At 68.8% G+C, this 26,019-nt stretch carries 28 protein-coding genes; 18 read left to right on the forward strand and 10 right to left on the reverse strand.

The genetic code is table 11. The features are described 5' to 3' along the window. Nucleotides 1-296 precede the first annotated feature (296 nt). From QM626_RS03975 to QM626_RS03995, 5 genes are read left to right on the forward strand one after another with little or no spacing between them, the layout of a single operon-like run. Complete coding sequence (locus QM626_RS03975) at nt 297-1,052, forward strand: alpha/beta fold hydrolase (protein WP_415074208.1); 756 nt, start codon at nt 297-299, stop codon at nt 1,050-1,052. Continuing rightward, a complete protein-coding gene (locus tag QM626_RS03980) occupies nt 1,049-2,209 on the forward strand; it encodes an acyl-CoA dehydrogenase family protein (RefSeq protein WP_415074210.1) in 1,161 nt (386 codons plus the stop codon). Before QM626_RS03975 ends, QM626_RS03980 begins: the two co-directional genes overlap by 4 nt. 5 nt (nt 2,210-2,214) lie before the next feature. Further along, nucleotides 2,215-3,216 (forward strand): aldo/keto reductase, encoded by a 1,002-nt coding sequence (locus tag QM626_RS03985; RefSeq protein WP_415074212.1) that lies wholly within the window; start codon nt 2,215-2,217, stop codon nt 3,214-3,216. Nucleotides 3,217-3,254: 38 nt separating this feature from the next. Beyond that, nucleotides 3,255-4,529 (forward strand): DUF445 domain-containing protein, encoded by a 1,275-nt coding sequence (locus tag QM626_RS03990; protein ID WP_415074214.1) that lies wholly within the window; start codon nt 3,255-3,257, stop codon nt 4,527-4,529. 21 nt (nt 4,530-4,550) lie between these two features. Next, nucleotides 4,551-4,916 carry a gamma-glutamylcyclotransferase family protein gene (locus QM626_RS03995; RefSeq protein WP_415074216.1) on the forward strand — a complete coding sequence of 122 codons (366 nt, stop codon included), beginning with the start codon at nt 4,551-4,553 and terminating at the stop codon, nt 4,914-4,916. Here QM626_RS03995 and QM626_RS04000 read toward each other — a convergent pair. Then, the gene (locus tag QM626_RS04000; RefSeq protein WP_415074218.1) at nt 4,913-5,914 is read right to left on the reverse strand and encodes a LacI family DNA-binding transcriptional regulator; all 1,002 of its coding nucleotides are present in this window, start codon (nt 5,912-5,914) and stop codon (nt 4,913-4,915) included. The two genes, QM626_RS03995 and QM626_RS04000, sit on opposite strands and share 4 nt — an antisense overlap. Nucleotides 5,915-6,080: 166 nt before the next feature. On the opposite strand from QM626_RS04000, the gene QM626_RS04005 reads away from it, so the two are divergent. Genes QM626_RS04005 through QM626_RS04025 form a run of 5 tightly spaced genes read left to right on the forward strand, consistent with a single transcriptional unit; the run spans nt 6,081 to nt 11,879 of the window. Then, nucleotides 6,081-7,331, forward strand: coding sequence for a sugar ABC transporter substrate-binding protein (locus QM626_RS04005; protein WP_415074220.1), 1,251 nt, complete (start codon nt 6,081-6,083; stop codon nt 7,329-7,331). Between the two features lie 2 nt (nt 7,332-7,333). Next, a complete protein-coding gene (locus QM626_RS04010) occupies nt 7,334-8,413 on the forward strand; it encodes a carbohydrate ABC transporter permease (protein ID WP_415074222.1) in 1,080 nt (359 codons plus the stop codon). Continuing rightward, complete coding sequence (locus tag QM626_RS04015; RefSeq protein WP_415074224.1) at nt 8,410-9,276, forward strand: carbohydrate ABC transporter permease; 867 nt, start codon at nt 8,410-8,412, stop codon at nt 9,274-9,276. Before QM626_RS04010 ends, QM626_RS04015 begins: the two co-directional genes overlap by 4 nt. Further along, the gene (locus QM626_RS04020) at nt 9,273-9,992 is read left to right on the forward strand and encodes a Type 1 glutamine amidotransferase-like domain-containing protein (protein WP_415074226.1); all 720 of its coding nucleotides are present in this window, start codon (nt 9,273-9,275) and stop codon (nt 9,990-9,992) included. The genes QM626_RS04015 and QM626_RS04020 overlap by 4 nt, the downstream gene beginning before the upstream one ends. Before the next feature lie 24 nt (nt 9,993-10,016). Beyond that, nucleotides 10,017-11,879: a glycogen debranching N-terminal domain-containing protein gene (locus QM626_RS04025; RefSeq protein ID WP_415074228.1), complete on the forward strand. Its 1,863-nt coding sequence runs from the start codon at nt 10,017-10,019 to the stop codon at nt 11,877-11,879. 8 nt (nt 11,880-11,887) lie between these two features. Here the strand turns inward: QM626_RS04025 and QM626_RS04030 are convergent, their stop codons facing one another. After that, complete coding sequence (locus QM626_RS04030) at nt 11,888-12,385, reverse strand: YbaK/EbsC family protein (protein WP_415074230.1); 498 nt, start codon at nt 12,383-12,385, stop codon at nt 11,888-11,890. 110 nt (nt 12,386-12,495) lie between these two features. On the opposite strand from QM626_RS04030, the gene QM626_RS04035 reads away from it, so the two are divergent. Then, nucleotides 12,496-14,094, forward strand: a complete 1,599-nt coding sequence (locus tag QM626_RS04035) for an AMP-binding protein (RefSeq protein WP_415074232.1) — start codon at nt 12,496-12,498, stop codon at nt 14,092-14,094. 3 nt (nt 14,095-14,097) lie between these two features. Here QM626_RS04035 and QM626_RS04040 read toward each other — a convergent pair whose 3' ends face one another. Further along, complete coding sequence (locus QM626_RS04040) at nt 14,098-14,979, reverse strand: LysR family transcriptional regulator (RefSeq protein ID WP_415074234.1); 882 nt, start codon at nt 14,977-14,979, stop codon at nt 14,098-14,100. Between the two features lie 93 nt (nt 14,980-15,072). Between QM626_RS04040 and QM626_RS04045 the strand changes: the two genes are divergently transcribed. Next, entirely contained in the window at nt 15,073-15,351 is a 279-nt protein-coding gene (locus tag QM626_RS04045) for a nuclear transport factor 2 family protein (RefSeq protein ID WP_415074236.1), read from the forward strand. 83 nt (nt 15,352-15,434) lie between these two features. Here the strand turns inward: QM626_RS04045 and QM626_RS04050 are convergent, their stop codons facing one another. Next, nucleotides 15,435-16,679 (reverse strand): S8 family serine peptidase, encoded by a 1,245-nt coding sequence (locus QM626_RS04050; RefSeq protein ID WP_415074238.1) that lies wholly within the window; start codon nt 16,677-16,679, stop codon nt 15,435-15,437. Between the two features lie 290 nt (nt 16,680-16,969). Next, a complete protein-coding gene (locus tag QM626_RS04055; RefSeq protein WP_415074240.1) occupies nt 16,970-17,398 on the reverse strand; it encodes a hypothetical protein in 429 nt (142 codons plus the stop codon). A gap of 237 nt (nt 17,399-17,635) precedes the next feature. Here QM626_RS04055 and QM626_RS04060 point away from each other — a divergent pair, with 237 nt between their 5' ends. Then, complete coding sequence (locus tag QM626_RS04060) at nt 17,636-18,472, forward strand: hypothetical protein (RefSeq protein WP_415074242.1); 837 nt, start codon at nt 17,636-17,638, stop codon at nt 18,470-18,472. A gap of 188 nt (nt 18,473-18,660) precedes the next feature. Here the strand turns inward: QM626_RS04060 and QM626_RS04065 are convergent, their stop codons facing one another. Beyond that, a complete protein-coding gene (locus QM626_RS04065) occupies nt 18,661-18,855 on the reverse strand; it encodes an antitoxin VbhA family protein (protein WP_415074244.1) in 195 nt (64 codons plus the stop codon). A 183-nt stretch (nt 18,856-19,038) separates the two neighbouring features. On the opposite strand from QM626_RS04065, the gene QM626_RS04070 reads away from it, so the two are divergent. Together QM626_RS04070 and QM626_RS04075 are read left to right on the forward strand one after the other, a co-directional pair. Then, nucleotides 19,039-20,691 (forward strand): recombinase family protein, encoded by a 1,653-nt coding sequence (locus tag QM626_RS04070; protein WP_415074246.1) that lies wholly within the window; start codon nt 19,039-19,041, stop codon nt 20,689-20,691. Between the two features lie 44 nt (nt 20,692-20,735). Beyond that, entirely contained in the window at nt 20,736-20,837 is a 102-nt protein-coding gene (locus tag QM626_RS04075) for a helix-turn-helix domain-containing protein (RefSeq protein WP_415074248.1), read from the forward strand. A 6-nt stretch (nt 20,838-20,843) separates the two neighbouring features. Here the strand turns inward: QM626_RS04075 and QM626_RS04080 are convergent, their stop codons facing one another. Together QM626_RS04080 and QM626_RS04085 are read right to left on the reverse strand one after the other, a co-directional pair. Next, entirely contained in the window at nt 20,844-21,938 is a 1,095-nt protein-coding gene (locus tag QM626_RS04080) for a HigA family addiction module antitoxin (RefSeq protein ID WP_415074250.1), read from the reverse strand. A gap of 15 nt (nt 21,939-21,953) precedes the next feature. Beyond that, entirely contained in the window at nt 21,954-22,253 is a 300-nt protein-coding gene (locus QM626_RS04085) for a type II toxin-antitoxin system RelE/ParE family toxin (protein ID WP_415074252.1), read from the reverse strand. A gap of 189 nt (nt 22,254-22,442) precedes the next feature. Here QM626_RS04085 and QM626_RS04090 point away from each other — a divergent pair, with 189 nt between their 5' ends. The 3 genes from QM626_RS04090 to QM626_RS04100 are packed head-to-tail and all read left to right on the forward strand — an operon-like array spanning nt 22,443 to nt 24,803. Next, nucleotides 22,443-23,438, forward strand: coding sequence for a hypothetical protein (locus QM626_RS04090; RefSeq protein WP_415074254.1), 996 nt, complete (start codon nt 22,443-22,445; stop codon nt 23,436-23,438). Next, on the forward strand, nt 23,392-24,330 hold the full coding sequence (locus tag QM626_RS04095; RefSeq protein WP_415074256.1) for a TIR domain-containing protein: 939 nt from the start codon (nt 23,392-23,394) through the stop codon (nt 24,328-24,330). The genes QM626_RS04090 and QM626_RS04095 overlap by 47 nt, the downstream gene beginning before the upstream one ends. A 5-nt stretch (nt 24,331-24,335) precedes the next feature. Further along, entirely contained in the window at nt 24,336-24,803 is a 468-nt protein-coding gene (locus QM626_RS04100) for a hypothetical protein (protein WP_415074258.1), read from the forward strand. A 53-nt stretch (nt 24,804-24,856) separates the two neighbouring features. Here the strand turns inward: QM626_RS04100 and QM626_RS04105 are convergent, their stop codons facing one another. Further along, on the reverse strand, nt 24,857-25,327 hold the full coding sequence (locus QM626_RS04105) for a pyrimidine dimer DNA glycosylase/endonuclease V (RefSeq protein ID WP_415074260.1): 471 nt from the start codon (nt 25,325-25,327) through the stop codon (nt 24,857-24,859). A 286-nt stretch (nt 25,328-25,613) separates the two neighbouring features. Further along, nucleotides 25,614-26,019 (reverse strand): transposase (locus QM626_RS04110; RefSeq protein ID WP_415074262.1); only part of this gene is annotated, 406 nt, incomplete at its 5' end.

Below are 26,019 nucleotides of genomic sequence, written 5' to 3' on the forward strand. Positions count from 1 at the left end.
GGGATGGACATCGGGAAGCACCACAACAGGTAGTAGTTACATCCGTGTAGTTTTTCCACCGTCCTCCCCAGGTACAACACACGTTCTCCCCCGTTTCATCCACAGACGGGCACTCCGTCGGAAGCCTGGAAAATGGCTGGACGCGGGCAGATTCCGCGCTCCGGACGCCGTCTCTCCACATGTGCGCAGGCTATTCCCGGCCGCCGACATCCACGGCCCACGCGAGCGGCGGCACCGGCGTGTCGCGGCGTGACCGCGCAGATCCGGTGCGGTCTGCGCCGCCGTAGGGTTGTCGCATGCCCACCTCCCTCGTGCTGCCGCGTCTGGAGTGGGGCTCCGCCACCGCCTCCCGGCACGCGCTCCTCGTCCACGGTCTCGGCTCGAACGGCGCCCTGATGTGGCGCTACGGCACCGCTCTGGCCGACGACGGCTGGCATGCCGTCGCCGTCGACCTGCGCGGACACGGCACCGCGCCGCGCGCCCTCGACTACTCGATCCCCGCCTACGCGGCCGACGTCGCCGCCGTGCGCGCCGCGACGGGCGCCTGGGACCTCGTCCTCGGCCACTCGCTCGGCGGCGCGGCGACGGCCGTCGCGGCATCCGACGACCCGGACTGGACGCGCCGGCTCGTGCTCATCGATCCCGCCCTGCACCTGCTGCCCGCCGACCGCGAGGCGGTGACCCGCAGCCAGGAGCAGACCTTCGCCGACACCTCCGTCGAGGCGATCCGCGCCGCGCACCCGGGCTGGCATCCGCACGACGTCGAGCTCAAGGCGCAGGCCGCCCGGCAGGCCAGCCGATGGGCGGTCGAGCAGACCGGCGTCCAGAACCCGGAATGGAACGTGGTGGATGCCCTCGCCCGGCTGCGCGTGCCGGTGCACGTCATCGCCTCCGACCCCGCGGTCGAGAGCATCTACGCCGGAAGGATCGACGCCGAGGTCCGAGCCGCCCTGCCGACGGTCACCGAGGCGATCGTCGCCGGCGCCGGCCACTCCCCCCACCGCGACGACCCGGACCAGACCATCCGACTGCTGCGAGAGGCCCTGGCATGACCGCTTTCGACCCGGCCCGGCATCTGCCCGACGATCTGCTGGAGCGCATCGGAGGACGGGCCGCCGGCTACGACGCCGACAACCGCTTCCCCGAGGACGACCTCGCCGAGCTGCGGGGTGCCGGGTACCTCGCGATCCTCGTGCCGGCCGACCGCGGCGGCGCGGGCCTGGGGCTGGCCGAGGCGTCCGTGCTGCAGCAGCGGCTCGCGTCCGCCGCCCCGGCGACGGCCCTGGCGGTCAACATGCACCTGGTGTGGACCGGCGTCGCGAAGGTGCTGCGCGACCGCGGCATCGACGACCTCGCCTTCGTGCAGACCGGGGCGGCCCAGGGCGAGCTGTTCGCGTTCGGCATCAGCGAGGCCGGCAACGACCTCGTGCTGTTCGGCAGCGACACCGTCGCCGAGCCGCAGCCGGACGGCGGCTACGCGTTCACCGGCACGAAGATCTTCACCTCGCTCGCCCCGGCATGGACCCAGCTGGGACTGCACGGCCTGGACACCATCTCGCCCGACGGGCCGAAGCTCGTCTACGCCTTCGTGCCGCGCACCGAGGCGGTCACGACCCGCGACGACTGGGACACCGTCGGGATGCGGGCCACGCAGTCGCGCACGACCGAGCTGCGCGGCGCCACCGCCCCCGCCGACCGCGTCGTGCGCCGGGTCGCACCGGGACCGAACCCCGATCCGATCGTGTTCGGCATCTTCAGCGTGTTCGAGCTGCTGCTCGCCTCGGTCTACACCGGCGTCGCACACCGTGCCCTCGATCTCGCCGTGGCCTCGGCCCGGCAGCGCACGTCCCGGCGCACCGGCACGACCTACGCGCAGGATCCCGACATCCGATGGCGCGTCGCCGAGATGGCCCTGGCCTACGACGCGCTCGGCCCGCAGCTGGCCGCGCTCGCCCGTGACGTCGATGAGCTGGCCGACCACGGGTCACGCTGGTTCTCGCTGCTGTCGGGCGTCAAGCACCGCGCCGTGACCGCCGCGAAGCAGATCGTCGACGAGGCGATGCTGGTCGCCGGCGGATCGTCGTACTTCGCCAGCGCCGAGCTCGGCCGGCTCTACCGCGACGTGCTCGCCGGCCTGTTCCACCCCTCCGACCCCGAATCCGCCCACGCCACCGTCGCCACGGCATGGCTCGGCCCGATCGAGAATTGAGACCCATGACCTCCCTGCCCTCCGTCGCACTCGGTGACGATCTGACCGTCAGCGCCCTCGGCTACGGCGCCATGAGCCTGTCCGACGTCTACGGTCCCGTCGACGACGACACCGCGCTGGCCACGCTCACCCACGCGGTGGACGCCGGTCTGACCTTCGTGGACACCGCGAACATCTACGGCGCCGGCCGCAGCGAACGGATCATCGCGCGGCTGGTGGCCACGCGCCGCGACGAGATCGTGCTGGCCAGCAAGTTCGGCATCGACGGCGGCGCGATCGGCTCCCGCGGCATCCGTGGCGACCGCGCCTACGTGCGCGAGCAGATCGAGCTGAGCCTGGCACGCCTGGGCACCGACCACCTCGACCTCTACTACCAGCACCGCGTCGACCCGAACGTCCCCATCGAGGAGACCGTCGGCGCCATGGCGGAGCTGGTCGCCGAGGGCAAGGTCCGTCACCTGGGGCTCTCGGAGGCGACCGCCGACGAGCTGCGCCGCGCGCACGCGGTGCACCCGATCGCCACGGTGCAGACCGAGTGGAGCGTCGTCAGCCGCGACGTCGAGTCCTCGGTCGTGCCCGCCGCGATCGAGCTGGGGGTCGGGTTCGTGCCGTACTCGCCGCTCAGCCGCGCCTGGCTGACCGACGGCTTCTCGCCCGCGCAGATCGGCGACGGGGACGGCCGGCCGAGGTTCCCGCGCTTCAGCCCCGACAACCTCGAGGCGAACGCGGGGCTGCGCGCCGAGTTCCTCGGGATCGCCGCGGACGCCGGGCTCACCGGCGCCCAGCTCGCCCTCGCCTGGCTGTTCGCCCGCGGCGACGAGCTCGGCATCCCGGTCGCCCCGATCCCGGGCTCCCGCTTCGCCCGCCATGTGGACGAGTGGCTGCCGGCGATCGACGCCCGCCCGGATGCCGCGACGCTCGGGCGACTGGACGGCTTCGCGGCCCGCATCCACGGCGACCGCAGCTTCAACCGCGGCTGGACGAGCCAGCGCGGCGAGGCCGCCTGAGGGGAGGGACGGGCCCATGCCCGTGCGAGGATGACCGCATGACCCGGACCCCTGCGGCGCTGCTCTCGCCGGCGGATCGCGAACGTCTGCGGGGTCTGCGCGTGATGAAGGGCATCGCCCTGGGCGCCCTGGCGGTGCTGGCGATCGTGTTCTGCGTCGCCTTCGCGCTGCAGGCCCGGTATCCGTGGCTGGGCTACGTGCGCGCCGCGGCCGAGGGCGGCATGGTCGGCGCCCTCGCCGACTGGTTCGCGGTCACCGCGCTGTTCCGCCGGCCGCTCGGCCTGCCGATCCCGCACACCGCGATCATCCCGCAGCGCAAGGACGAGATCGGCCGCTCCCTCGGGGAGTTCGTGGAGACCAACTTCCTGTCGGCCGAGATCGTGCGCGGCAAGCTCGCGGCGACCCCGATCGCCGCTCGCCTGGGCGAGTGGCTGCGTCAGCCCGCCCACGCCGGACGGGTCGCGTCGGAGGCGGCCGCCGCCGCGGGCGGCGTCCTGCGCGCCCTGAGCGACGACGACGTGCAGGATCTGCTCGCCGACCTCGCCCACGACCACCTCATCGCGCCGGAATGGGGCCCGCCGCTGGGAGGCTGGCTGCAGCGGCTCGTCGACACCGGTGCACACCATGAGGCGGTGGACCTGGCCGCGGACTCGCTCGCCACCTGGCTCGCGGCCAACCGGCGCTCGTTCTCGGGGCTGGTCTCACGGCGGCTGCCGTCGTGGGTGCCGTCGATGGTCAGCGGGATCATTGACGAGGCCGCGTACCACGAGGCGGTCAAGTTCGTGGACGCCGTGCGCGCCGACCCGCAGCATCCTGCCCGCGGCGCCATCGACGCCTACCTCGGCCGCCTCGCGGACAATCTGCAGCACGACCCCGCCACGATCACGCGCTTCGAGGGCGCGAAGACCGAGGTGTTCGACTCCCCGCGCGTGCGCGAGCTGGCCGGCGAGGCGTGGAACACCGCGAAGAACGGGCTGGTGCGCGCGCTCGCCGATCCCGACGGGCCGCTGCGCCAGCGCGCGGCGGAGGCGCTCGCGCAGATCGGCCAGCGCCTGGTGACGGATCCCGCCGTGCAGCACCGGGTCGATGTCTGGGTGACGGACGCGGCGGTCTTCCTCGTCGACCGGTACCGTCACGACATCGCGTCCGTGATCACCGAGACCGTGGAGCGCTGGGACGCCGACGAGACCACCCAGAAGATCGAGCTGATGGTCGGACGCGACCTGCAGTACATCCGGCTGAACGGCACCATCGTGGGGTCGCTGGCGGGTCTGGCGATATTCACGGTCGCCCACGCTGTGTTCGGGGCGTGAGCGGGCGCTACCCTGGGCGCCATGGGGCGAGCGGATCAGCTGCTGTTCACGTATGGCACGCTGCAGCATGCGGAGGTGCAGCTCGACACGTTCGGACGCCTTCTCGACGGGGAGGAGGACGTGCTGTCGGGCTATCGGCTGGAGTATGCGGAGATCGAGGACCCGTGGGTGGTCGATCTGTCGGGGCGGTCGGAGCACCCGATCCTGCGGCACACCGGCAACCCCCTCGACAAGGTCGTGGGGGTCGTTCTCGAGGTGACCGCGGACGAGGTCGACGCCGCGGACGAGTACGAGGTGTCGATCTACCGGCGCGCGGCGGTGACGCTCGACAGCGGCCGGACCGCGTGGGTGTACGTCGAGCGCAGCGGACCCGCCGGCGCCGACTAGGCGCGAGCGACCAGCCGGGGCGTGACCAGCACGTGCGCCGACCCCGCGGCCGCGCGACGCGGGGCGACGACGCTGCCCGCGCCCATGAGGAGCTCGAGCACGCCGTCGGCGACCTCCTCGGGCAGCTGCTCCACGCTGGACAGCCCCAGCGCCTCGGCGGCCGGCGTGTTGTCGAAGCCGATGACGAGCAGATCGTCTCTGCCCGCGGCCGCCGCGGCCAGTCGCGCCCCGATCGCCAGCGTGTCGCTGGCGCACACGATCGCGTCGATCGGCGTCTGCATCGAGAACGCGCTCGCGACGGCGCGTCGCGCCTCCTGCACGTCCTCCGTCGCCGTCAGCCGCACGGCATCCGGTCCCCCCGCCTCGCGCCAGCCGCGCTCCCGGTCGTCCCCGGTGCCCGATCCGGCCGGCCAGCCGAGGAACGCCACGCGGTCGCCCGCTCGCTCGCGGGCGAAGCGCGTCGCCGCACGCGTCCCGGCCGCGCCGTCGACGTCGACCCAGAGATGCTCCGGCGCGTCGACGTCGTCCGCGCCCCATGGGCGGCCGAACGAGACGAAGGGGACGTCGCGCTCGAGCAGCCACCGCGTGCGCGGGTCGCCGTGGAACGTGCCGGTGATGACGAACGCGTCGACCTCGCCGCCGTCCGTGAGCTCCCGCATCCGCTCGATCTCCTGCTGCGGATCACGGGCGGCATAGATGAGCACGCGCATCCTCCGTTCGCCGGCGCGGTCGGTCAGCGCGTGCACGAACCGATCCAGCACGACGCCCGAGATCCCGCCCGCGTACGGATCGAGGTGGACGCCGATGGTCGAGCTGCGCCGGGTGCGCAGTGCGCGTGCCGCGGTGTGCGGGCGGTAGCCGAGCTGGGCGATGGCCTGCTCGACCCGCTCGCGCGTGGCGGGTTTGACGATCTCCGGCGTGTTCAGGACGTTGGAGACGGTCTGTCGCGACACGGCGGCCACCCGGGCGACATCCTCGACGGTCGGCGCCTTCGCCACGGCCACTCCTGCCCCTGATCGGAAATGGGAACGTTCAAATCGTTATCTTAAGCGCCCGCCCACCCGGTTGACAGATACCTGTGCTGCTTCGTAGCGTGATGGATGGCGAGATATTTGATCGTTCAAATTCTCGACTCCAGACAGCCTCATCAAAGGAGAGAGACACATGTCCACACGCAGCACGCGCGTCTGGCTGGGAGCTTCAGCGCTCCTCGCGGTCGGCGCGCTCACCCTCACCGCCTGCGGCTCCGGGTTCAGCAGCGGGTCCTCCAGCTCGGGCGAGCTGACCTCGTCCGACGACGCGCTCACGGTGCTGATCGGATCCTCGGGCGACGCCGAGACCACCGCCGTGACCGACGCCGTCGCGGCGTGGTCGGCGCAGTCCGGCGTCGACGCGACCGTGACCGCGGCCAGCGACCTGAACCAGCAGCTGTCGCAGGGCTTCGCCTCCGGCAGCCCCGCCGACGTGTTCTATCTGTCCACCGACGCCCTCGCAGGGTACGCGTCGAACGGATCCCTGCTGGCCTACGGCGACCAGCTCTCGAACAAGGACGACTTCTATCCCAGCCTCGTGAGCTCCTTCACCTACGACGGTCAGTTCTATTGCGCGCCGAAGGACTTCTCCACCCTCCAGCTCGTCATCAACACCGACATGTGGGCGGCTGCGGGGCTCACGGACGCCGACATCCCGACGACCTGGGACGAGCTCACCGCCGTCGCGACGAAGCTGACGGACGCCGACCACGTCGGGCTCACGATGAGCGGGGAGTACGCACGCGTGGGCGCGTTCATGGTCGCCGCCGGCGGCAACCTCATGAACGACGACTCCTCCGAGGCCACCGCCGACAGCGACGCGAACGTCGAGGCGCTGACCTACCTCAAGGGGCTGCTGGGCGACGGCGTCATGAAGTTCGCCGCCGACCTCGGCGCCGGCTGGGGCGGCGAGGCGTTCGGCACCCAGAAGGCCGCGATGACCGTGGAGGGCAACTGGATCACCGGCGGCCTCGCCAGCGACTACCCCGACGTGAACTACGAGGTCGTCGAGCTGCCGGCGGGCCCCGCCGGCCAGGGCACCCTGCAGTTCACCAACTGCTGGGGCATCGCCGCCGACAGCCCGAACCAGCAGGCCGCGCTCGACCTGGTCGAGTACCTCACCAGCACCGACCAGCAGCTCGCGTTCTCGTCGGCCTTCGGCGTGATGCCCTCCATCCAGTCGGCCGCCGGCCAGTGGAGCCAGGACAACCCCGCGCTGGTGCCGTTCCTCAACGGCGCCGACTACGCGAAGGGCGTGCCGACCGCGAAGGACGCCGCCGACGTGGTGACCGACTTCAACGGGATGCTCGGCTCGCTCGCCACGAGCGATCCGGCGACGATCCTCGCGACCACCCAGAAGAACCTCGAAGCCCTGCTTCAGTGACCATGTCCACCGCTACCGGTCGGTCTCGTCGCGGCATCCGTCGCGGCGAGACCGCATCGGGGTGGCTGTTCACCGCCCCGATGCTCATCCTGCTGGGACTGTTCCTGGTCGTCCCGGTCCTCATGGCGCTCTGGGTGAGCGTCAGCGACTGGGGCGGCCGCGGCTCCCCCTTCTCCGGCTCGGTCAGCTTCGTCGGGCTCAAGAACTACGCGGCGCTCCTGCTCGGCGGCGGCCTGGCGGAGCAGGACTTCGGCATCAGCCTCAAGAACAACGCCTGGTACGTGATCCTGGTGGTGCCGTGCCAGACCGCGCTGAGCCTGCTGCTGGCGGTGCTGGTGAACCGTCAGATCCTGAAGGGACGCGGCGTGTTCCGCACCGCGTTCTACTTCCCCTCGGTGACCAGCTCGGTGGCGATCACCGTCCTGTTCCTGTTCCTGTTCTCCACCACCGGCGCGGTCAACGCGGCGCTGGGATGGCTCGGCATCAACGGACCGAACTGGTTGAACGACCCGAACGGCATCTTCCACTTCGGCGCGACGTCGGGGCCGGCCGCCCTGGAGCAGGGGACCGTGCTCGGCGTCTCGATCTGGGACTGGATCGGCGGACCGAGCGTCGCGATGTGCGTATACATCATCATGGCGATCTTCACGACCAGCGGCACGTTCATGCTGCTGTTCCTCGCCGCGCTGCAGAACATCTCCGGCGAGGTGCAGGAGGCAGCTCAGGTCGACGGCGCGAACGGCTGGCAGCGCTTCTGGCGGGTGACCCTCCCCCAGCTGCGCCCCACCCTGTTCACGGTCCTCACGCTGGGGCTGATCGGATGCTGGCAGATCTTCGACCAGATCTACACCGGCACCCGCGGCCAGCCGGCCAAGACCACCCTGACGCCCGCCTACCAGTCGTACCAGGCGTCCTTCATCAACCAGGAATGGGGCCAGGGCGCCGCGATCGCGTTCATCCTGTTCGTGATCATCATCGTCTTCACCCTCATCCAGCGCTGGGTGCTGCGCGAGCGCAAGGTGTCCAGGCGACGCATGCGGCCCTACCTTCAGGCCGCCGAGCGCGCCGGAGGTGCGCGATGAGCGCGGCGACGACAGCGCGCCCGGATCGCCGGCGCACGGCCCGCATGGCCACGACCTCGGTGTTCTACGCCCTGCTCGTCGCCCTCGCCGTCGTCTACATCTACCCGTTCCTCATCCAGGTGGTCACGAGCTTCAAGACCGACCCGGATGCGGCCGCGAACCCGCTCTCGCTGATCCCGCAGACGTTCACGACCGAGGCGTACACGCAGCTGTTCCTGAGCTCGGACTTCCCGACCTGGTTCGCCAACTCCGTCATCGTCACCGTCGTCGTCACCGTCGGCCGGGTGTTCTTCGTCTCGCTGGCGGGATATGCGCTGGCGCGACTGCACTTCCGCGGTCGCGGCGTCGTGTTCGCAGGCCTCGTCGCGGTGATGAGCGTGCCCACCGTGGTGCTGCTGATCCCGAAGTTCCTGGTCATCAACACGCTCGGCATCTACGACACCTACGCCGGCATGATCCTGCCGCTGCTCGTGGACGCGGCGGGGGTGTTCATCATGAAGAACTTCTTCGAATCGATCCCGGTCGCGGTCGAGGAGCAGGCGCGCATCGACGGCGCCGGGACGTTCCGCGTGTTCTGGTCGGTCGTGCTGCCGATGGCCCGACCCGCGCTGATCACGATCGTCATCCTGTCGTTCCAGGGCTCCTGGAACGAGCTGGCGCACTTCATCGTGTCGACGCAGTCGCCGGAGCTGACGACCCTCACCAAGGGCGTGGCGCAGCTCGCGAACGGGCAGCTCAGCCAGGGGCGTCAGTATCCGTTGAAGCTCGCCGCGGCGATCATCATGACGATCCCGGTCGCGGTCATGTTCTTCATCTTCCAGCGCCGCATCATGAACGCCAGCGAGGGGGCGGTGAAGGAATGACCGCCGATGCACCCACGATCCTCGCGACCTGCGGCGGGTTCGTCGACGGCGCCTGGGCGGACACGGCGTACGGACCGCTGCTGCGGTTCGCGATCGAGCTCGCCGGGGTGACCGGCCGTGCCCCGCGCGTCGCGCACGTCAACACCGCCGGCGGCGATCCGCGGTTCGTCGAGGGCGCGGAGCTCGAGGCGGCACACGCGGCGGGGGCGGAGGCCAGCCATGTGCGGCTGTTCCCGCATCCGAATCACGAACGCCTCGCCGAGCACCTGCTCACCCGGGACGTGATCTGGGTCAGCGGCGGCAGCGTCGTGAACCTGCTCGCGCTCTGGCGCGCGCACGGGCTCGACGACGTCATGCGTCGCGCCCGGGAGGCCGGGGTCGTCGTCGCCGGCGGGTCCGCCGGCGGCCTGTGCTGGCACCGTGGCGGGACGACGACCTCGTTCGGGCCGACGCCGACCGCCATCGCCGACGGGCTCGGCCTGCTGCCCGGATCGTTCAGCCCCCACCACGACTCGCAGCCGGCGCGTCGCGACGTGTTCCGCGACGCGATCCGGAGCGGGGCCCTCCCGCCCGGGCACGGCGTGGACGAGGGCGCCGGGCTGCTCTACCGCGGCGCCGAGCTCGCCGAGGTCGTCGCCGACCGACCCGATGCCACCGCCTGGGCGGTCGACGCCGACGGCTCCGAACGTCGTCTGCACGCCCGCCTCCTGCCCTGACCGCTCCCCACCCACGGATCCCCCATGCACCTGCAGCCCCTCCTCCATGATCAGCACGTCATCCTCCGCGCGCCCGTCCAGGCATGGCAGAGCACCGACGGGTCGATCGGCGACGCACCTGTCCAGGGCCTCTACCTGGGCGACACCCGCGCGCTCTCCGGCGTCCGGGTGACGATCGGCGACCGGCCGGGCGAGCCGATCGCGATGCTCGACGACGCGGTCGACCGCGCCGGCTTCGTGCGGCTGCTGCGCCACCTCGACGACGCCGACGCGGACCCGCATCTGCGGGCCGTCCACACCCGATCGGTCACCCCGGCCGGCGCGCACGAGACCGTCCGCATCGAATCGGCCTTGACGAGGCCGTTGACCACCACGGTGACGGCGCGGCTGCGCAGCGACCTGGCCGCCATGGACGCCGTCAAGTCCGGCCAGCGGGTGCCCCCGATCGCCGCCACGCGACACGACGACGGGAGCGCGTCGTGGGCACGGGGCGCGATCCGCGTCGACGTGCGCGCCGACGACGCCCGCACGCGCACGGACGGGGACGACCTGGTGCTCGAGTGGGACGTGGAGGTTCCCGCCGGCGGCGCCGCCGAGGTCGGCTGGTCGATCGCGGTCCATGACGAGCGCGCCGTCATGCACGCCCCGTCCGGTCCTGCGCCCTGGGCCGCGCCCCGCGCGGCGGGCGACGAGCGGCTGCGCCGCTGGGTCGACCGGGCGCTGGCCGACCTCGATGCGCTCCGGCTGGAGAGCGCACGGGTGCCGGGCGAGCAGTTCCTCGCCGCCGGCAGCCCGTGGTTCTTCACCCTGTTCGGGCGCGACTCGATCTGGGCCGCGCGCATGCTGCTGCCGCTGGGCGCGGGGATCGCCGCATCCACCCTGCGCGTGCTCGCCCGCCTGCAGGGCGGTGCATCCGTCGCCGCCACGGCGGAGCAGCCGGGCAAGATCATCCACGAGCTGCGCCAGGACGCGCTGGAGATCCCCGGCGAGGGGATCTCCCTGCCGCCGCTGTACTACGGCACGGTCGACGCGACCCCGCTGTGGGTGTGCCTGCTGCACGACGCGTGGCGGGCCGGGATGGCGGAGGACGAGGTCGCGGCGCTGGTGCCCGCGCTACGGGCGGCGCTCGCCTGGATGCGCGACTTCGGCGACAGCGACGGCGACGGCCTGCTCGAGTACGTCGACGAGAGCGGCCACGGGCTGTCGAACCAGGGATGGAAGGACTCCGGGGACAGTGTGCAGTGGCGGGACGGCACGCTCGCGGCGGGGCCGATCGCGCTGTGCGAGGTGCAGGCGTACGCGTACGAGGCGGCGATGCACGGGGCGGACCTGCTCGAGCACTTCGGCCAGGACGGGAGCGAGTGGCGCGACTGGGCGCAGCGGCTCCGCCGGCGGTTCCACGAGACGTTCTGGATCGAGGACGCGGCCGGCGCGTATCCGGCGATCGCGCTGGACGCCGCGAAGCGCCCGGTCGACTCGCTCACCTCCAACCTCGGGCACCTGCTCGGCACAGGCCTGCTCGACCATGACCAGGCCGCCCTGGTCGCCGCCCGGCTCCTGTCCCCCGGACTGGACTCCGGCTTCGGGCTGCGCACGCTGTCGACGGACGCCGCCGGCTACTGGCCGCTCGGCTATCACCGCGGATCGGTCTGGCCGCACGACACGGCGATCGCGGTCCGGGGGCTGGCGGCCGAGGGCTTCGACCCCGCCTCGCTGATCGAGGGGCTGCTGGCCGCGGCCGCGGCGTTCGACTACCGCATGCCCGAGCTGTACTCCGGGGATGCCGCATCCGTCGCGTCACGGCCGGTGCCCTACCCGGCGGCCTGCCGCCCGCAGGCCTGGTCCGCGGCCGCCGCGGTGTGCATCGGCGCGCTGTCGGGCACCTAGCGAGACGGTCAGTCGACCCGGTGCACCGTGCCGCCCGTCAGCGCCACGAGCTGGTCGAACGTGAGCGCGAACATCGTGTGCGGCGTGCCGGCGGCGGCCCACAGCAGAGGATGGACGGCGAGCGCCTCGTCGACGATCGTCTCGATCGGGGCCGGATGCCCGGTGGGGGCGACGCCGCCGATGACCTGTCCGGTGGCCGCGCGCACCTGCTCCGGGGTGGCGCGGCGGATGCGCCCGCGGCCGAGTCGTGCGGCGAGCGCCCCCGTATCGACCCGGTGGGCGCCGCTGGTCATCACCAGCAGCGGCTCTCCGTCGCCGTCGAAGACGAGGCTGTTGGCGATCGCGCCGACATCGGCGCCCAGGGCCGCGGCGGCCGCGGCCGCGGTGGCCGCCGCATCCGGCAGCACGATGATCTCGCTGTCGATGCCCGCCCGGCGCAGCGCCCGCTGCACCAGCAGGCTTCGCGCCGGCAGCTCCCCGGCGCTGTCGGTGCTCTCGTCCGTCATCCGGCCAGGTTAGCCGTCGGAAGACGTGCCGGGACGGGGGCGGTGGCATGATGACACCAGGACCGCCTGCACGGTCGCGGACACCGCACGACGTTTCAAAGGAGAAGCACGTGTTCCCCAGCCCGTTCGCCGACGTCGAGATCCCGGACGTCTCCGTCTACGACGACCTGTTCGCCTCCCTCGAGCCCGCGGACCTCGCCCGCACCGCGCTCATCGACCCGGCCACCGGCGCGGAGACGACCTACGGTGCGCTGCGCGCCCAGATCGACGCCTTCGCCGGAGCGCTGGCGACGCGCGGCGTCGGCACCGACACCGTCGTCGCCCTGCTGTGCCCGAACGTGCCGGCGTTCGCGACGGCGTTCCACGGGATCCTCCGCGCCGGCGCCACCGTCACCACGATCAACTCGCTCTACACCGCGCACGAGATCGAGACGCAGCTGACGGATGCGGCGGCCACGTGGCTCGTCACCGTCGGGCCGCTGCTCCCGCAGGCCGCGGCCGCAGCCGTGGCAGTCGGCATCCCTGCCGAGCGGCTCATCGTGCTCGACGGCGCGGACGGCCACCCGAGTCTGCGGGAGCTGCTGGGCGAGGGTCACCCCGCGCCGGAGGTGTCCTTCGACCCGGCGACCCACATCGCCGTCCTCCCCTACTCGTCGGGCACCACGGGCGTCCCGAAGGGCGTCATGCTCAGCCACCGCAACCTCGTGGCCAACGTCACCCAGTGCGTCGCGCACATGGACCTGACCGCCGAGGACCGCGTGCTCGCCGTGCTGCCGTTCTTCCACATCTACGGCATGACGGTGCTGCTCAACCTGGCCCTGCGCGTGCGGGCCAGCCTGGTCACGATGCCGAGGTTCGATCTCGTGGAGTTCCTCACGAACATCCAGAGATTCCGGTGCACCTACATCTACATCGCCCCGCCCATCGCGGTGGCGCTCGCCAAGCACCCGGTCGTCGACCAATTCGACATCTCGAGCGTGCGCACGGTCTTCTCCGGCGCCGCGCCGCTGGACGGCGACACCGGCCGCGCCGCCGGCGACCGCATCCACGCCCACATGCTGCAGGGCTACGGCATGAGCGAGCTCAGCCCGGTGTCGCATGCGATGTCTCCCGCGCCGGAGTACGCGGACGTGCCGCTCAGCTCGGTCGGCTTCGCGCTGCCGAACGTCAGCTGCAAGATCGTCGACGTCGAGACCGGCGAGGAGCACACCGAGTTCGACGAGAACGGCGAGACCGAGCCCGGCGAGCTGTGGGTCAAGGGCCCCAATGTCATGCTCGGCTACCTCGGCAAGCCCGAGGCGACCGCGCAGACGCTGGATGCCGACGGGTTCCTGCACACCGGCGACGTCGCGGTGTACAACCGGCGGGGCTGGTACACGATCGTCGACCGCGCCAAGGAGCTCATCAAGTACCACGGCTACCAGATCGCCCCGGCCGAGCTCGAGGCGTTGCTGCTGAGCCATCCGAAGGTGATGGACGCCGCCGTCATCGGCGTGCTCGACGAGGACAGGCAGGAGATCCCGAAGGCGTTCGTGGTCGCCGCGCCCGACTCGCAGCTGACCGCCGAGGAGGTCATCGCCTTCGTCGCCGGCAACGTGGCGCCGCACAAGAAGGTGCGACGCGTCGAGTTCATCGACGCGATCCCGAAGTCCACGTCCGGCAAGATCCTGCGCAAAGACCTCCGGGCACGGGAGGCCGTCAGCGCCTGACGCTCACGGCGAGTCGGCCTCCGGAGGCAGGATCTCCCGCAGCAGCGCGCGAGCGGCATCGCCGGGTCTGCGGCGCCACGCGACGCCGAGCCCCGACCGTGCCCGCCGGTCGGCGATCGGAAGCGCCGTCACCCCCGTCCAGCGATGCGCGGTGGTCTCGCTGACGACGCCGACGCCGATGCCGCGGCTGGCGAGCATCTGCACGTATGCGGGCGACGAGACCTCCCAGCGCGGCACCGCGGCCGAGCCGACACGTGCGAGCAGCGCGTCGAGCGCGGCGCGGGCACCGGTCCCCTCGGGGAGAGCGATGAGCTCTGCGTGCGCCAGCTCCGCGGGGCGGATGCGGACCCGCGCCGCCCAGGGGTGGTCGTCGGCGACGACCGCCACCAGCGCGTCGTCGAACACCGAGACGAACTCGATGTGGTCGGGCTCGCGATCCGACCACGCGGCGACCGCGACATCCGTGGCCCCGTCGCGCACCTCGGCGATGAGATCCTCGGAGGTGCCCTCGTGCAGGTGCAGCTCGATCCCGGGATGCGCGGCGTGGATCGCCCCCAGCCCGTCGAACAGCGGCGGCCAGACGAGACCGGTGACCGTCCCGATCCGCAGCGATCCGGTCACGAGCCCCCGGATGCCGGCGGCGGTGGCGGCGACCTCGTCGACGGCGGCGAGCACGGCCCGCGCCCGCGGGACCAGCTGCCGGCCGGCGGGCGTGAGCACGACCCGCCGCGTGGAGCGCTCCATGAGCGTCACGCCGAGCTCGTTCTCGAGCTTGCGGAGCTGGGTGCTGACACCGGACTGACTGACGTTCACGGCCGCCGCGGCCGCGGTGAACGTCCCCTCGTCGACGACCGCGAGGAAGTATCGCAGCTGATGCAGTTCCATCTTCAGAAAGCATAAGTGCGATGTCCGACCGATATTGGACAGATGATTCCATCCGGACGAGCCTGGAGACGTCACCGAACGAGAGGAGAGCACATGGATGCGACCGAGACCACGCGCGCAGCCGCCACCACCTATTTCGAGGCGTGGCGCGACCGTGACTTCGACCGGCTGCGCACGGTCCTCGCGCCGGAGGTCGAGTTCGCCGGGGTGCTGGGCACGGCCCATGGCGCCGACGAGTGCATCGCCGGCCTGCGCGGGATGGCGGAGTCGATCATGACCGACCTCACGCTGGACGCCCGGGTGGTGGAGGGACAGGACGCGATGACCTGGTTCGACCTGCACACGGCGACGACCCGCCGATCCCGACCGTGAACTGGAGCCATGTGGAGCACGGCCTCATCACTCGCATCCGGGTCACGTTCGACCCCCCGTCCGCTGTTCGCGGACCGCTCGGCCTAGGCGCGAACGGCCGCACGTCGGCGCTTGACGCGCAGGAGCACCACGACCGACGCCGCTCCGACGAGCAGGACCGGACCGCCGACCGCGAGGAGCCAGATCCACGGGGATGCGGTGTCGGAGATCGCTGCGGCGGTCTCGGCCGAGCGCTCACCGTCGTTCTGCTGCAGGGCCGCCGCGACGAAGTCCACCTGTTCCTGGGTGGGGGCGCTGCTCAGCACCTTGTCCGTCAGCGGGTTGACGTCGTCATACTGCGTGGGATCGTTCTGCAGCATGTGGGTCGCCGACGCGGCGCCGTATCCGTACTCGTCGTCGTGGGAGAGCTCGTGCTCCTCGGTCCCGGTGTTGCGGATCAGGGACTGGATGAGCTGGTTCCCGGTGGCGTCGGGATACTTCTGCGCGGTCAGGGCGATCATGCCGGTGACGATGGGGGTGGCATAGGAGGTGCCGTTCATGGACGGTGTGGCGTCCCAGTCCCCCTCCACGCCCACCGCAGCCATCCGGATGCCGGCGGCGACCACCGTGGTGTCGCGGTCGGTGCTGTCCGTGTTCCCGATCGAGGTCTTCTGGAAGTTGCCGTCGGCGTCGATCGCGTTCACCGAGACCACTCCCTGGTACGTGTACGGGAAGCCGGCGACCTCCCCGATCGGCTCGGCGGTGATGTCGTTGGTCATCGAGGCGACGATGACCACGCCACGCGCGATCGCCTCCGCGATCACCCATGAGTCGCCGTAGGTCGAGCCCGATGCCGCGGAGACGTTGATGATCTGTGCGCCGTCCTCGATCGCGCGCAGGATTCCGACGGCGGCCGCGGAGATGTCCAGCTCCTCCTGATCCGGTCCCGCCGTGACGGTGTCGACCGCGCCTGCGCAGTCCTCGTTGCCGTCGACCCCGTAGCCGTAGAAGGTGACCGAGGCATCCGGTGCGACGCCGTGGATGCCGCTGGGGCCGTCGCCGTTGCCGACCAGATATGACGTCACGGTCGTGCCGTGCACGCTCGTCACGGTCGGGTCGGTCTGGACCACCTGCTGGCCCGGGCACAGCGGATCGTCGTCCACGGTCACGTCCGCGCCGACCAGTCCCGGCGAGTCCGGGTCGATCTGCCCGTCGATCACCGCGATCCGCACTCCCTCACCGGTCCAGCCGGCGTCATGGGCGTCGCCGAGGTGATATGCGTCGTACCACCAGTTCGTGTCCTCCACGGCGCTCGCGCGATCGACGAATGCGCCGGAGAGGATCGACACCAGTGCGGCGGTCGCGACGACCAGCCAGGCAGTGCCGGGCCCGTTCCCAGCTCTGCCCGAGAATCGGGTCGAGCCGGGCCGCGCGCGTGACTTCGATGGAGACATAGGTGCTCCCGATTATGGCGTTCGAGCACCGCGCTGTAAACGCAGCACGGACCGGCACGAGGTCGCCCTCGATCGAGGTGCGGTTCACGCCGACGATCGCCGGAGACAGCTCACGGGTCCTCGCCCCTGACGATGACGCTTCAACGGCGTCGCCGCCGATGGCGTCCGCGTCAGGCTCGCAGCGGTCAGGGAACGTCGCTCCTGTTCCGGCGCTTTGGCCGGAGCAGAAGGGCGAGAGCGACCGACAGCACGACCTCCGCGAGGATCTGCGGCTTGAAGGTGGGCAGCCTGAAGAAGAGATAGCACTGCGCGCTCAACAGCACCACAACGATGACCCGCCCCCAGATGTTCGCCGGGCGAAAGCCCGCAACAGCCAAGATGGCAGCCGTGATGAGACTCGTGACCACCGCAGTGACCGCGAACACGACGCTTGAAATTGCCGCAGACGCGACCGTGAGCAGCACGAAGCCCCCAGGGCCCGCGATCGAGTCGAATGATTGATCGCTGACGCCGACGGCGATCGCGAAGAAGACCAGCACGGGACCGGCAACGCCGGCGACCACGGCGTTCCTCCAGGTGAGGAACGCCGCATCGCCGGTGAGGGGGTTACGCATGAGCGTTACTGCTGGTCCTTCACGATGTACGCCGACACGACAATCGTTGACCCGACACCGTCGATCTGGCCGGGGAGCGCGCTGAACTGCCTGAAGGTGTTGTGGCCGGGCACCCACCATTCGTATCCCATCGGGGCGGTGGAGGCGCCGTCTCCTCCGAGGGTGTCGCCGTAGGTACTCGCCGAGGCCGGGCGGGCGGGCCTTGCAAACGGCACCTCGCAGGCCGACACTGACACCGTGGGCGTGATCGGGACGGTGGCGATGTCGGCCGGCATAGCCGTGATGTCGCTGTGGTGGCCGAGCGTCCCCGTCGCAGACGGCGCTGTCGCAGCATCCGTCGTGTCCGCCGTGACGACCTGCCCGGCCGTGGCCGATGGGATCACGTCGCCCGAGGTGACGACGTCGTTCGCATGTCCGGTTGTCGACGACGCCGTCGCGCCGCTCGCGGTCGTTGCGGCGTTCGCGTGTGCGACCGGAGCATCTGAGATCGCCGCCGCGTGTGCTCAGGCTGCCGGTTTCGGAGAGCCGCGGCCTGTCTACTCGATCAGCCAGGCATATGTGGATGGCGCGAGCGAAAATCCGCTCGGAACACTCGACGGATGGATCGCAGTCGCGTACGACAGCGAGGGTGCGATCATCGGGACAACAGTCGCGGAGGAGCAGGGCGACCAATGGCGCCTGGCGGGATTGGATCCTCGAAAGGATGTCGCCGCAGGTGTCGCGGAGCACGCCCGCGATGTGTTCCTGCAGATCAACATGACCGGTGGGGCCTTCTACGGGTTCGACGGACTGAACCTGCTCGGACTCAACGAGCCAGCGCGGCAGATAGCTGCGCAGCCACGGTCAGCGATAGACGCCCGAGCTGACGTCATCGCTGCGTTCGATCGCTCCGACACCTCGAGCGTGGCGGCCGAGAACGGCTCGCCGGTCCTCGTCATCGTCATGGCGATGCTGGGCATCGGCGTGATCATCGCGTTCGCGCGCTTGGCGAGCGACCGTGAGGGTCGCGTGAGGACACGTGCCGCAGCGACGACGCGATCGTTCCCGCAACCAATCCGCTGTTCCCCTGACTAGGCTCCTGGCGCATGGAGGCAGGAATCGATGCACCCCGACCGCTGGGACGCGACGACCTGGGCCGATCGGTCCCAGAGTTCATCGTCGGCCGAAGAGCTATCGACGCCGCATCCAGCTCAGCCTGCGTGGCCGCGCCGACGAGGTTCTTCAGAATCCCCGTTGCCGGATCGAGGTAGGGGTCGACGAAGTCAGGCAATCCCGTAGCGGGCGCGCACCCGGGCCTCGAGCTCGGCGAGGTCGATCTCGCCGGCGACGTACTTGTCGGCGTCGGCCTTGGTCGCCTCACTGGTGGGCAGTCCTTCCATCTCACCGGAGTGGATGGCCTCGGCGACCTGACGCTCGCGCTCGGCACGCTGAGCGGTGGTGATGGTCGTGATCGACATGATGCGGCTCCTTCCGTCAGCGGTTTTCAGAAGTTTACCGGCCAGGCTCATGCGGCGGCCAGGTTTCCACAGCACTCATCGTGCTGAGCGTGCTCAATCCTTCAGACGATGTCCCTCCTCTCTTCCTTCGCGCCGTGTCCTACCTGCGCGTCTCCACACCACGCCAGGCTTCGAACGGCTTCGATGAGGAAGGGCACTCGATCCCGGCGCAACCGCGATGCGAACCGACGCCGCGCGCATGAACTCGGCGCGCTCGTCTCGGCGGAGTTCGTCGACCGCGGACGCTCCGGCCGCTCGACCGCGCGTCCCGAGCTGCAGCGCATGCTCGACTACATCCGCTCGCACGAGATCGACTACGTCATCGTGCACAAGGTCGATCGGCTCGCCCGGAACCGGGGCGACGACGCGCACCTGACGGATGAGATCCACGCGGCCGGCGCGAAGCTCGTCTCCACGACCGAGGCGATCAACGCCTCGCCGAGCGGCAGACTGCTGCATGGGATCATGGCGTCGATCGCGGAGTTCTACTCCCAGAATCTCGCCACCGAGGTGATGAAGGGGATGCGACAGAAAGCAGCGAATGGAGGAACCCCGGGCCGTGCACCGCTCGGGTACCTCAACGAGCGCCATTTCGACGATGACGGCCGGGAGATCCGCACGATCACCATCGACACTGACCGTGGCCCGCACATCACCTGGGCGTTCCGTGCCTACGCATCCGGGGAGTGGAGCATCACGCGGCTCGCCGCCGAGCTCAACGCGCGAGGGATGACGACCAAGCCTGGCCCGAACACTCCGGCGCAGCCGCTGACCGCTCGCAGCGTCCACCATCTGCTTCGCAACGTGTATTACCAGGGCACCGTCACCTTCAACGGCGTCGAGCATCCCGGCCGTCACGAGCCGCTCATCGATCCGGTGACCTGGGCGGCCGTGCAGGACATTCTGGCCGCCCGCCGCAACGGCGAGCGCTCGCGTATCCACGACCACTATCTGAAGGGCACGGTCTTCTGCTTCGAGTGCGGCCGGCGACTCATCGTGCAGAGCACGCAGACAAAGTCCGGTCGAACCTACGACTACTACGTCTGCCACCGCCGCCGCGACTCCACCTGCACGCAACGCAAAGCGCTGCCCATCGCGATCGTCGAACAGCGTGTCGAAGACCTGTATCGCTGGATCCAGCTGAGCCCGCAACAGCGAGAGCAGGTCGAGCAGGTCGCGCTGACGAGTCTCCGCCGACAGCAGGTCGTCAACGCCGAACGACTCGACGCCGTCGCCGAGCAAGCCGTAGCGAGCGAGACGAACCAGGCCAAGCTGCTCGACGTCTACTACGCCGAGGCGCTGCCCCGCGACCTCTTCCTCGCCGAACAGCGTCGCCTCAGAGCTGAGCGAGCGCGACTCGACCGCGAACGACGCCTTGCCGAGACCGACGGGGGCGAGCCTCGAAGCCCAGGTTCGGGACGCGCTCTACGTGCTCGAAGACGCCCACGCGACGTATGCGAATGCTCCGGAGACGGTGCGGAAGCAGTTGAACCGGACGATCTTCGCCGGTGTCTTCCTCGGCCCCGAACCGGCTCAGATCCGCTCCGAGCTCAACGAGCCATTCGCCGACCTCACCACCAATCCAGATTCGCCCGGAAACGACTGAGGCCGCCCGTCGGGGGCGGCCTCATGGAGCTGTCGTGTGCACTTTTGATAAAAGCACCTTGGTGGAGCGCGGCGGACTCCAATCACATGAGTGGAAGCGCGTCGAACGGCTGGAAACCGTGTGGGAACTGGCGAAGCGCGGGCTCGGGTCGTCGGGCGGCGTGGCTGATTCTGGGCTCGTCGGGGCGGTGACGGAACCAAAGAGACGGAGTCGAACGCCTCTGACGGCCAAACAGATGGACACGATTCAAACGGCCCGTGACAGCGGCGAGAGCGTCACGTCGATCGCGCGACGGTTCGAGGTGAGCCGGATGACGGTGTGGGAGAAGCCGAGGTGACGTCGTTCAGGCTGGGACGAGTGTCGTCCATCGTTCGAGCTGATTGGTAACGTTGGGCGCGTCGCGAACGAGGGTAGTTTTCCACGACAACAGGCCGTCATTTTGAAGCCTGCCGATCAGCGTGATCGGGTGCACACCCAATGCGTCCGCCTCCGTCTGCGCCCAGGTCGCGCTTGGCCGTTCGGGAACGACGGGAAGCGGCCCCGAGATAGCCAGTTCTCCAGCAAGCCGATCGGCTTCCGTTTCCTCGTCCTGACTCTCTTCAGATAGGTCATCAACGATGACTCCCCCGTCCTCTGAGACGTGGCCCAGCAGAACATGGGCGGTCTCATGAAGGATTGTGAAGAGCACTTTGTCTAGCCGCTTCCACCGACCGGAGATGCCGATCACGGGGGTTTCATCGACGATCAGTGCGCACCCATCGAGCTTCCCTCCGGGGAACGCTTCAACGTAGACCAGCTTCACTCCGACTTCCGCGAAAGACGCTTGGAAGGCGGCAAACTCCTCCGGATTGCGTGCCCTTTCCGAGAGTTGCTCGGCCAACTCTCGAAGTCGATCACGGGAGTATGGCGCAACCTGCAGCTCACGTGCACTGGCCTTGACGCACGCGACCCAGGCTTGCTGAAGCACTGTCACTGCCTCGTCCGTGTTGCTTCGCCTGGCGGCGAATCTGACCGTCAGCTCCTCATCAAGGCTCTGCATCCCAAAGAGGTGAAGGACCTCTTTCGACTGCCCGTCTGGATCAGACGCGGTGATGAAGCCACGCTTCCTCAGCAAGGCGACCGGTGCTAACTCACGCAACCTGGCGCGGGTCTTTACGGCGTCAAGGCTCTCCCTGGTGCGCGAATCCTGTGCTTGCTTCCAGAGGAGATAAGAGTCCTGAAGCTTGAGCCAGAACTCTGCGCTTGTTCCGAGCGCAGCCGCGATCTGCGCGGCGGACTCGCGAGTGATCTCCTTTTTGCCGGAGATGATCTCGGAGACGAACTGTGCCGGTCGTCCCAGAATCTCCGCAAAGTCGGCCTGAGTCCAGCCGCGCGCGTCGAGTTCGTCAGCCAGGTGTTCCCCGGCCGGGAACACCTCGGCAGCCATCGGCGTACTCATGATCGTCACTCTCCTTCAGTGGTAATCAACCATCTCGATGACGATGACCATCCGGCCGTCGTCATCCGTTTCGAACTTGATGATGAGCCTGAACTGGTCATTCAGGCGGATGGATGAGGTTCCGGCCCGGTTGCCCTTGAGCTGCTCCAACCGGAGGGAACGCATCGCATATAGGTCTCGTTCGTCAGTGGCCGCGCGCAGTACCTGGATCTTCTTCCGGTACGCCTTGATGATGTCTGCGCCCCAGCGCCGTGGCGCATAGGACACGTCTTCGGCCAGACGCCGAAGATCATCATCCTCGAAGACGACACGCAAGCGCTCCACCTCACCCAGAACAACATGGCCAGATTTACGCTATCGCATCCTCTTTATCGATCTACTCGTCATGGGTTCATCACCCTTTGCATGAATCATGCTACCCTAGTAGCATCGGTTCCGCAAGCGCAGTAGTGCACAGGACCGTCCGCCTCCAGTGGCGGCAACTTGAACCACGAGGAGGTTCAGATGCCCGGATATGCCAAGATCCCTAGCTTCATCAACGACTTGGTTGATCGTTGCTCGACGGACACCTTCTACGTGAGCAAGGCGCGGACATACTCGCTCTCGGACCTGGCGTCGGGTGCGCTTGAGCACCTTGGGATCACTTCAGACGGAGAATCTGTGCAACACGCTGAAGCCGTGGTGCCCGAAGCCACCAACGGCAGGTGGTCTCGGTACAACATCGACGGCAGGCTCTTCGTGCGCAAGGACCTCCCGAAGGTCGAGAAGGTTATTGGCGGATGGGAAGTTCCCAACTTCGGAGACTGGAAGCGCGGTAGCCATGTGCACTACTCCACGCGTGAGGTCTTCCGGAAGGACGTCTGGTACGCGAAGCAGCTGCCGATCCTTATCGACGTCGAGGACACAGCGGACGGACAGGTCACTATCGGCTTCCGCGTTGATCGCGTGTTCGAGCGCACGGAACTCGATGAGCGCGACCTTCACCTGGCAGCTTCACTCCTGAGGGAGAACCTCAACGCTCACGCTTCTATCGTTTCCTCGACGCTGTCGGTCGCTGATTGGCTGGACGACCAGCAAGTGACATGGGAGCTTCTCCCGAGGGGTGAAGCCAGCTTCACCAGGGTTCTGACGCGTTTGAAGCGCGCCCCAGGAAGTCCGCGCTTGAAGACCATGCAGAACAGATACGAAGCTGTGGAGGGGTTCCACCCGGGAGCGGTCATCGTAGGAGAAGGAGAATTCTCTCGCTACTTTGGATTCAAGTTTCGTGAGGACCTTGTCGTGCTGGAAAATCTCGACTACGGGAACGCCCTGTATGTGATGTACGAGGACTGGACCACGCTCAGCCGCCGCAGCCGAATCGACCTTCTCTCAGATCCAGAAGCTGACTACGACCGAATCATCCACAAAGAGGGATGGGAGAACCATCTCAAGGCCGTACTTACCCTCAAGGGTCATGACGTCACCGGCGGAGAGGAGGGCGGCCGTGGGCAGTCTGAGTGATAGGCGGTCCGTCTTTGTCGTACATGGCCGCAACGAGGCCCTTCGCAAGGCAATGTTCGACTTCCTCCGCAGTATCAACCTGTCGCCAATGGAGTGGACGACCGCCGTCGAACTAACAGGCGAGGGCTCGCCGTACATCGGGCAGGTGCTCGACGCTGCGTTCACGCACGCCACAGCCATCGTCGTGCTCATGACCCCAGACGAGGTCGCCTACCTGCAACCGCGCTACGGCCACGGTGAAGGTGATGTCGAGATCCAGCCTGCCGCGCAAGCTCGGCCCAATGTTCTCTTCGAGGCAGGGATGGCGCTCGGCCGAGATGCGAAGCGCACGGTGCTCGTCGAGGTCGGAGAGGTGCGCCCGTTCAGCGATGTGGCCGGTCGCCATTCGATCCGGCTGAGCAACTCTTCGGCCAGCCGCCAGGCGCTCGCAACCAGGCTCAAGACCGCGGGCTGCGACGTAGATCTGACTGGCACGGACTGGCACACCACGGGTGACTTTACTGCGCCGCCTCCGCCTGGCAACGGTCTTGCGCTCGGGCGGCGCCTGCCGAGCGCCGCGCCTGCGCGGAAGCCGATCGACTTTGACCTCAAGTACTTCAACAAGGGCGGGAACCGCATCGACAAGCTCCAGGTGATCAATCGGGGCACAGAAACGGCCTATGACGTCACACTTACGGTTCCGGAGAAAGCGGGCATCGACCTGCGATCCACTGGACTTCCGGTGATTCCTAAAGTCCCTGGCGGTGGGCGCTCGGTCACCATCGATGTGATGACATCGCGCATGGTCTTTGGCGGCGCGGGGATGGACGACGCTTTCGACGTCACGATCACTGCTCGCACTGATGGCGGCGAGCAACACACGCAGGACGTGTTCCTTGACATGAACGGATGACGACAATGGACGATGAGATCCGAATTTCAGTGAGCCTTCCCCTCGACAGCGACGGCTTCCTCCGACGTGAATGCCCAACCTGCGAACGCGAGTTCAAGTGGTTCAGCCACGACGAAGGCGATCCGAACGCCGAGCCAGCCACCCAGTACTTCTGCCCGCTCTGCGGCGAACCTTCCGGCCTCGACTCCTGGTGGACGCCAGCCCAACTTGAGTATGGTTACGGCAGTGCCGGAGACGCCATTGACCAGGTCATCAAGGACTCAATGGCGGACATGTTCAAGGGCCTGCAGGGCTTCACCTACAAGCCCAACCCGTCATTCAGTCTCGATATCGAAACCCCTGATCCACTGACGGAGCCGGATGACATGGTGATGGTTGAGCCGCCGTGCCACTCTAACGAACCGCTGAAGGTTCCCGAAGAGGCGACCCGCCGCATCTTCTGTCTTGTGTGCGGGACCGCCTTTTCGGCCTGACCTCATCCACAAAGCGATGTTGCCACGCGTCTTGCAGATGAGGCGGCGGCTGTTCACGCGCCGCTGTCGAGGGACCTGGGCTGCGCTGAGCTTGGGGTTGGCCGTTCCCAGTCCTCGACGGGGCCGGGGACGACATGGAACAGCGGGTGCGACTCAGGTGCGGCACCATGCCACCGCGCGGCTATCTGCGGGCTCCGTTCGGCCAGTTTCGCCTGGAGGTGCGCCCACTCGTAGGCAAGCTGCCCATCCGTAACCGCGATCAACCCGTTCCTCGTGCCGGATCGGTCGATCCGGGTTCGATCGAAGCGGAAGCCCCGTAGATCGGCCGCGTCCGCCAGCCCGACCAGGTAGGCGTCGACGGAGCGGAGCGGATCGTCCTGTGCCCGGAAGCGGACCAGCTGCGGATGCCGGGTGTAGCCGCGTGTGCGTCCCGCCAGCACGGCCTGGGCGAGCAGCGTCTCCCGCCAGCAGGCCACGAGACCCTTGCCATCCAGGAAGCGGGGATGCAGCGACCAGACCCGCATGACTCGACGCCCTCCGCTTGCTGAACACCGCGTTCACCGATTCGCGGGTGCGCCCGAATCAGCGCTATCAGCTCACGGTAACGCGGACGAACGGGCCGCCGGCGGCGTTCACGACGGGGTCGCCGCGAGCAGCTCGACAGGGGACGTCGGGTCGACGGTGCGCAGTTCGGGCGGGATCGGGAACGCCACCGCGTACTCGATCAGCGGGATGTCGATCGCGCCCCAGTCGTCGCGCTTGACCCGGATGGAGCCTGACCTGCTTTCCCGGACGGGTTGTATGTGTTGATCATGCCGCTTCTGCGGTGGTGGTGTGAAGTCGTTCGAACTCCACAGGACTGAGGTTGCCGAGGGCGGTGTGGCGGCGGGTGGGGTTGTAGAACGCTTCGATCCACTCGAACATTGCCGACGACAGCTCGGCTCGCGAGGTCCAGACGGAGCGGTCCAGGAGCTCGCGTTGCATCGTCGACCAGAAGCTCTCGATGAGGGCGTTGTCGACGCTGGAGGCGACTCTGCCCATCGATCCGAGGAGCCCGGCTTGGCGCAGCCGGTGTCCGAAGAGCCACGAGGTGTACTGCGCTCCTCGATCCGCGTGAACGACGGTGCCGGGTTCGGGGCGACGTCGCCAGCGGGCCATCTCGAGCGCGTCCACGACGATCTCCGCGGTGATCCGGTCGCTGATTGACCACCCCACG

This window comes from Microbacterium sp. (assembly GCF_047606385.1).
Taxonomy (GTDB): Bacteria; Actinomycetota; Actinomycetes; order Actinomycetales; family Microbacteriaceae; genus Microbacterium.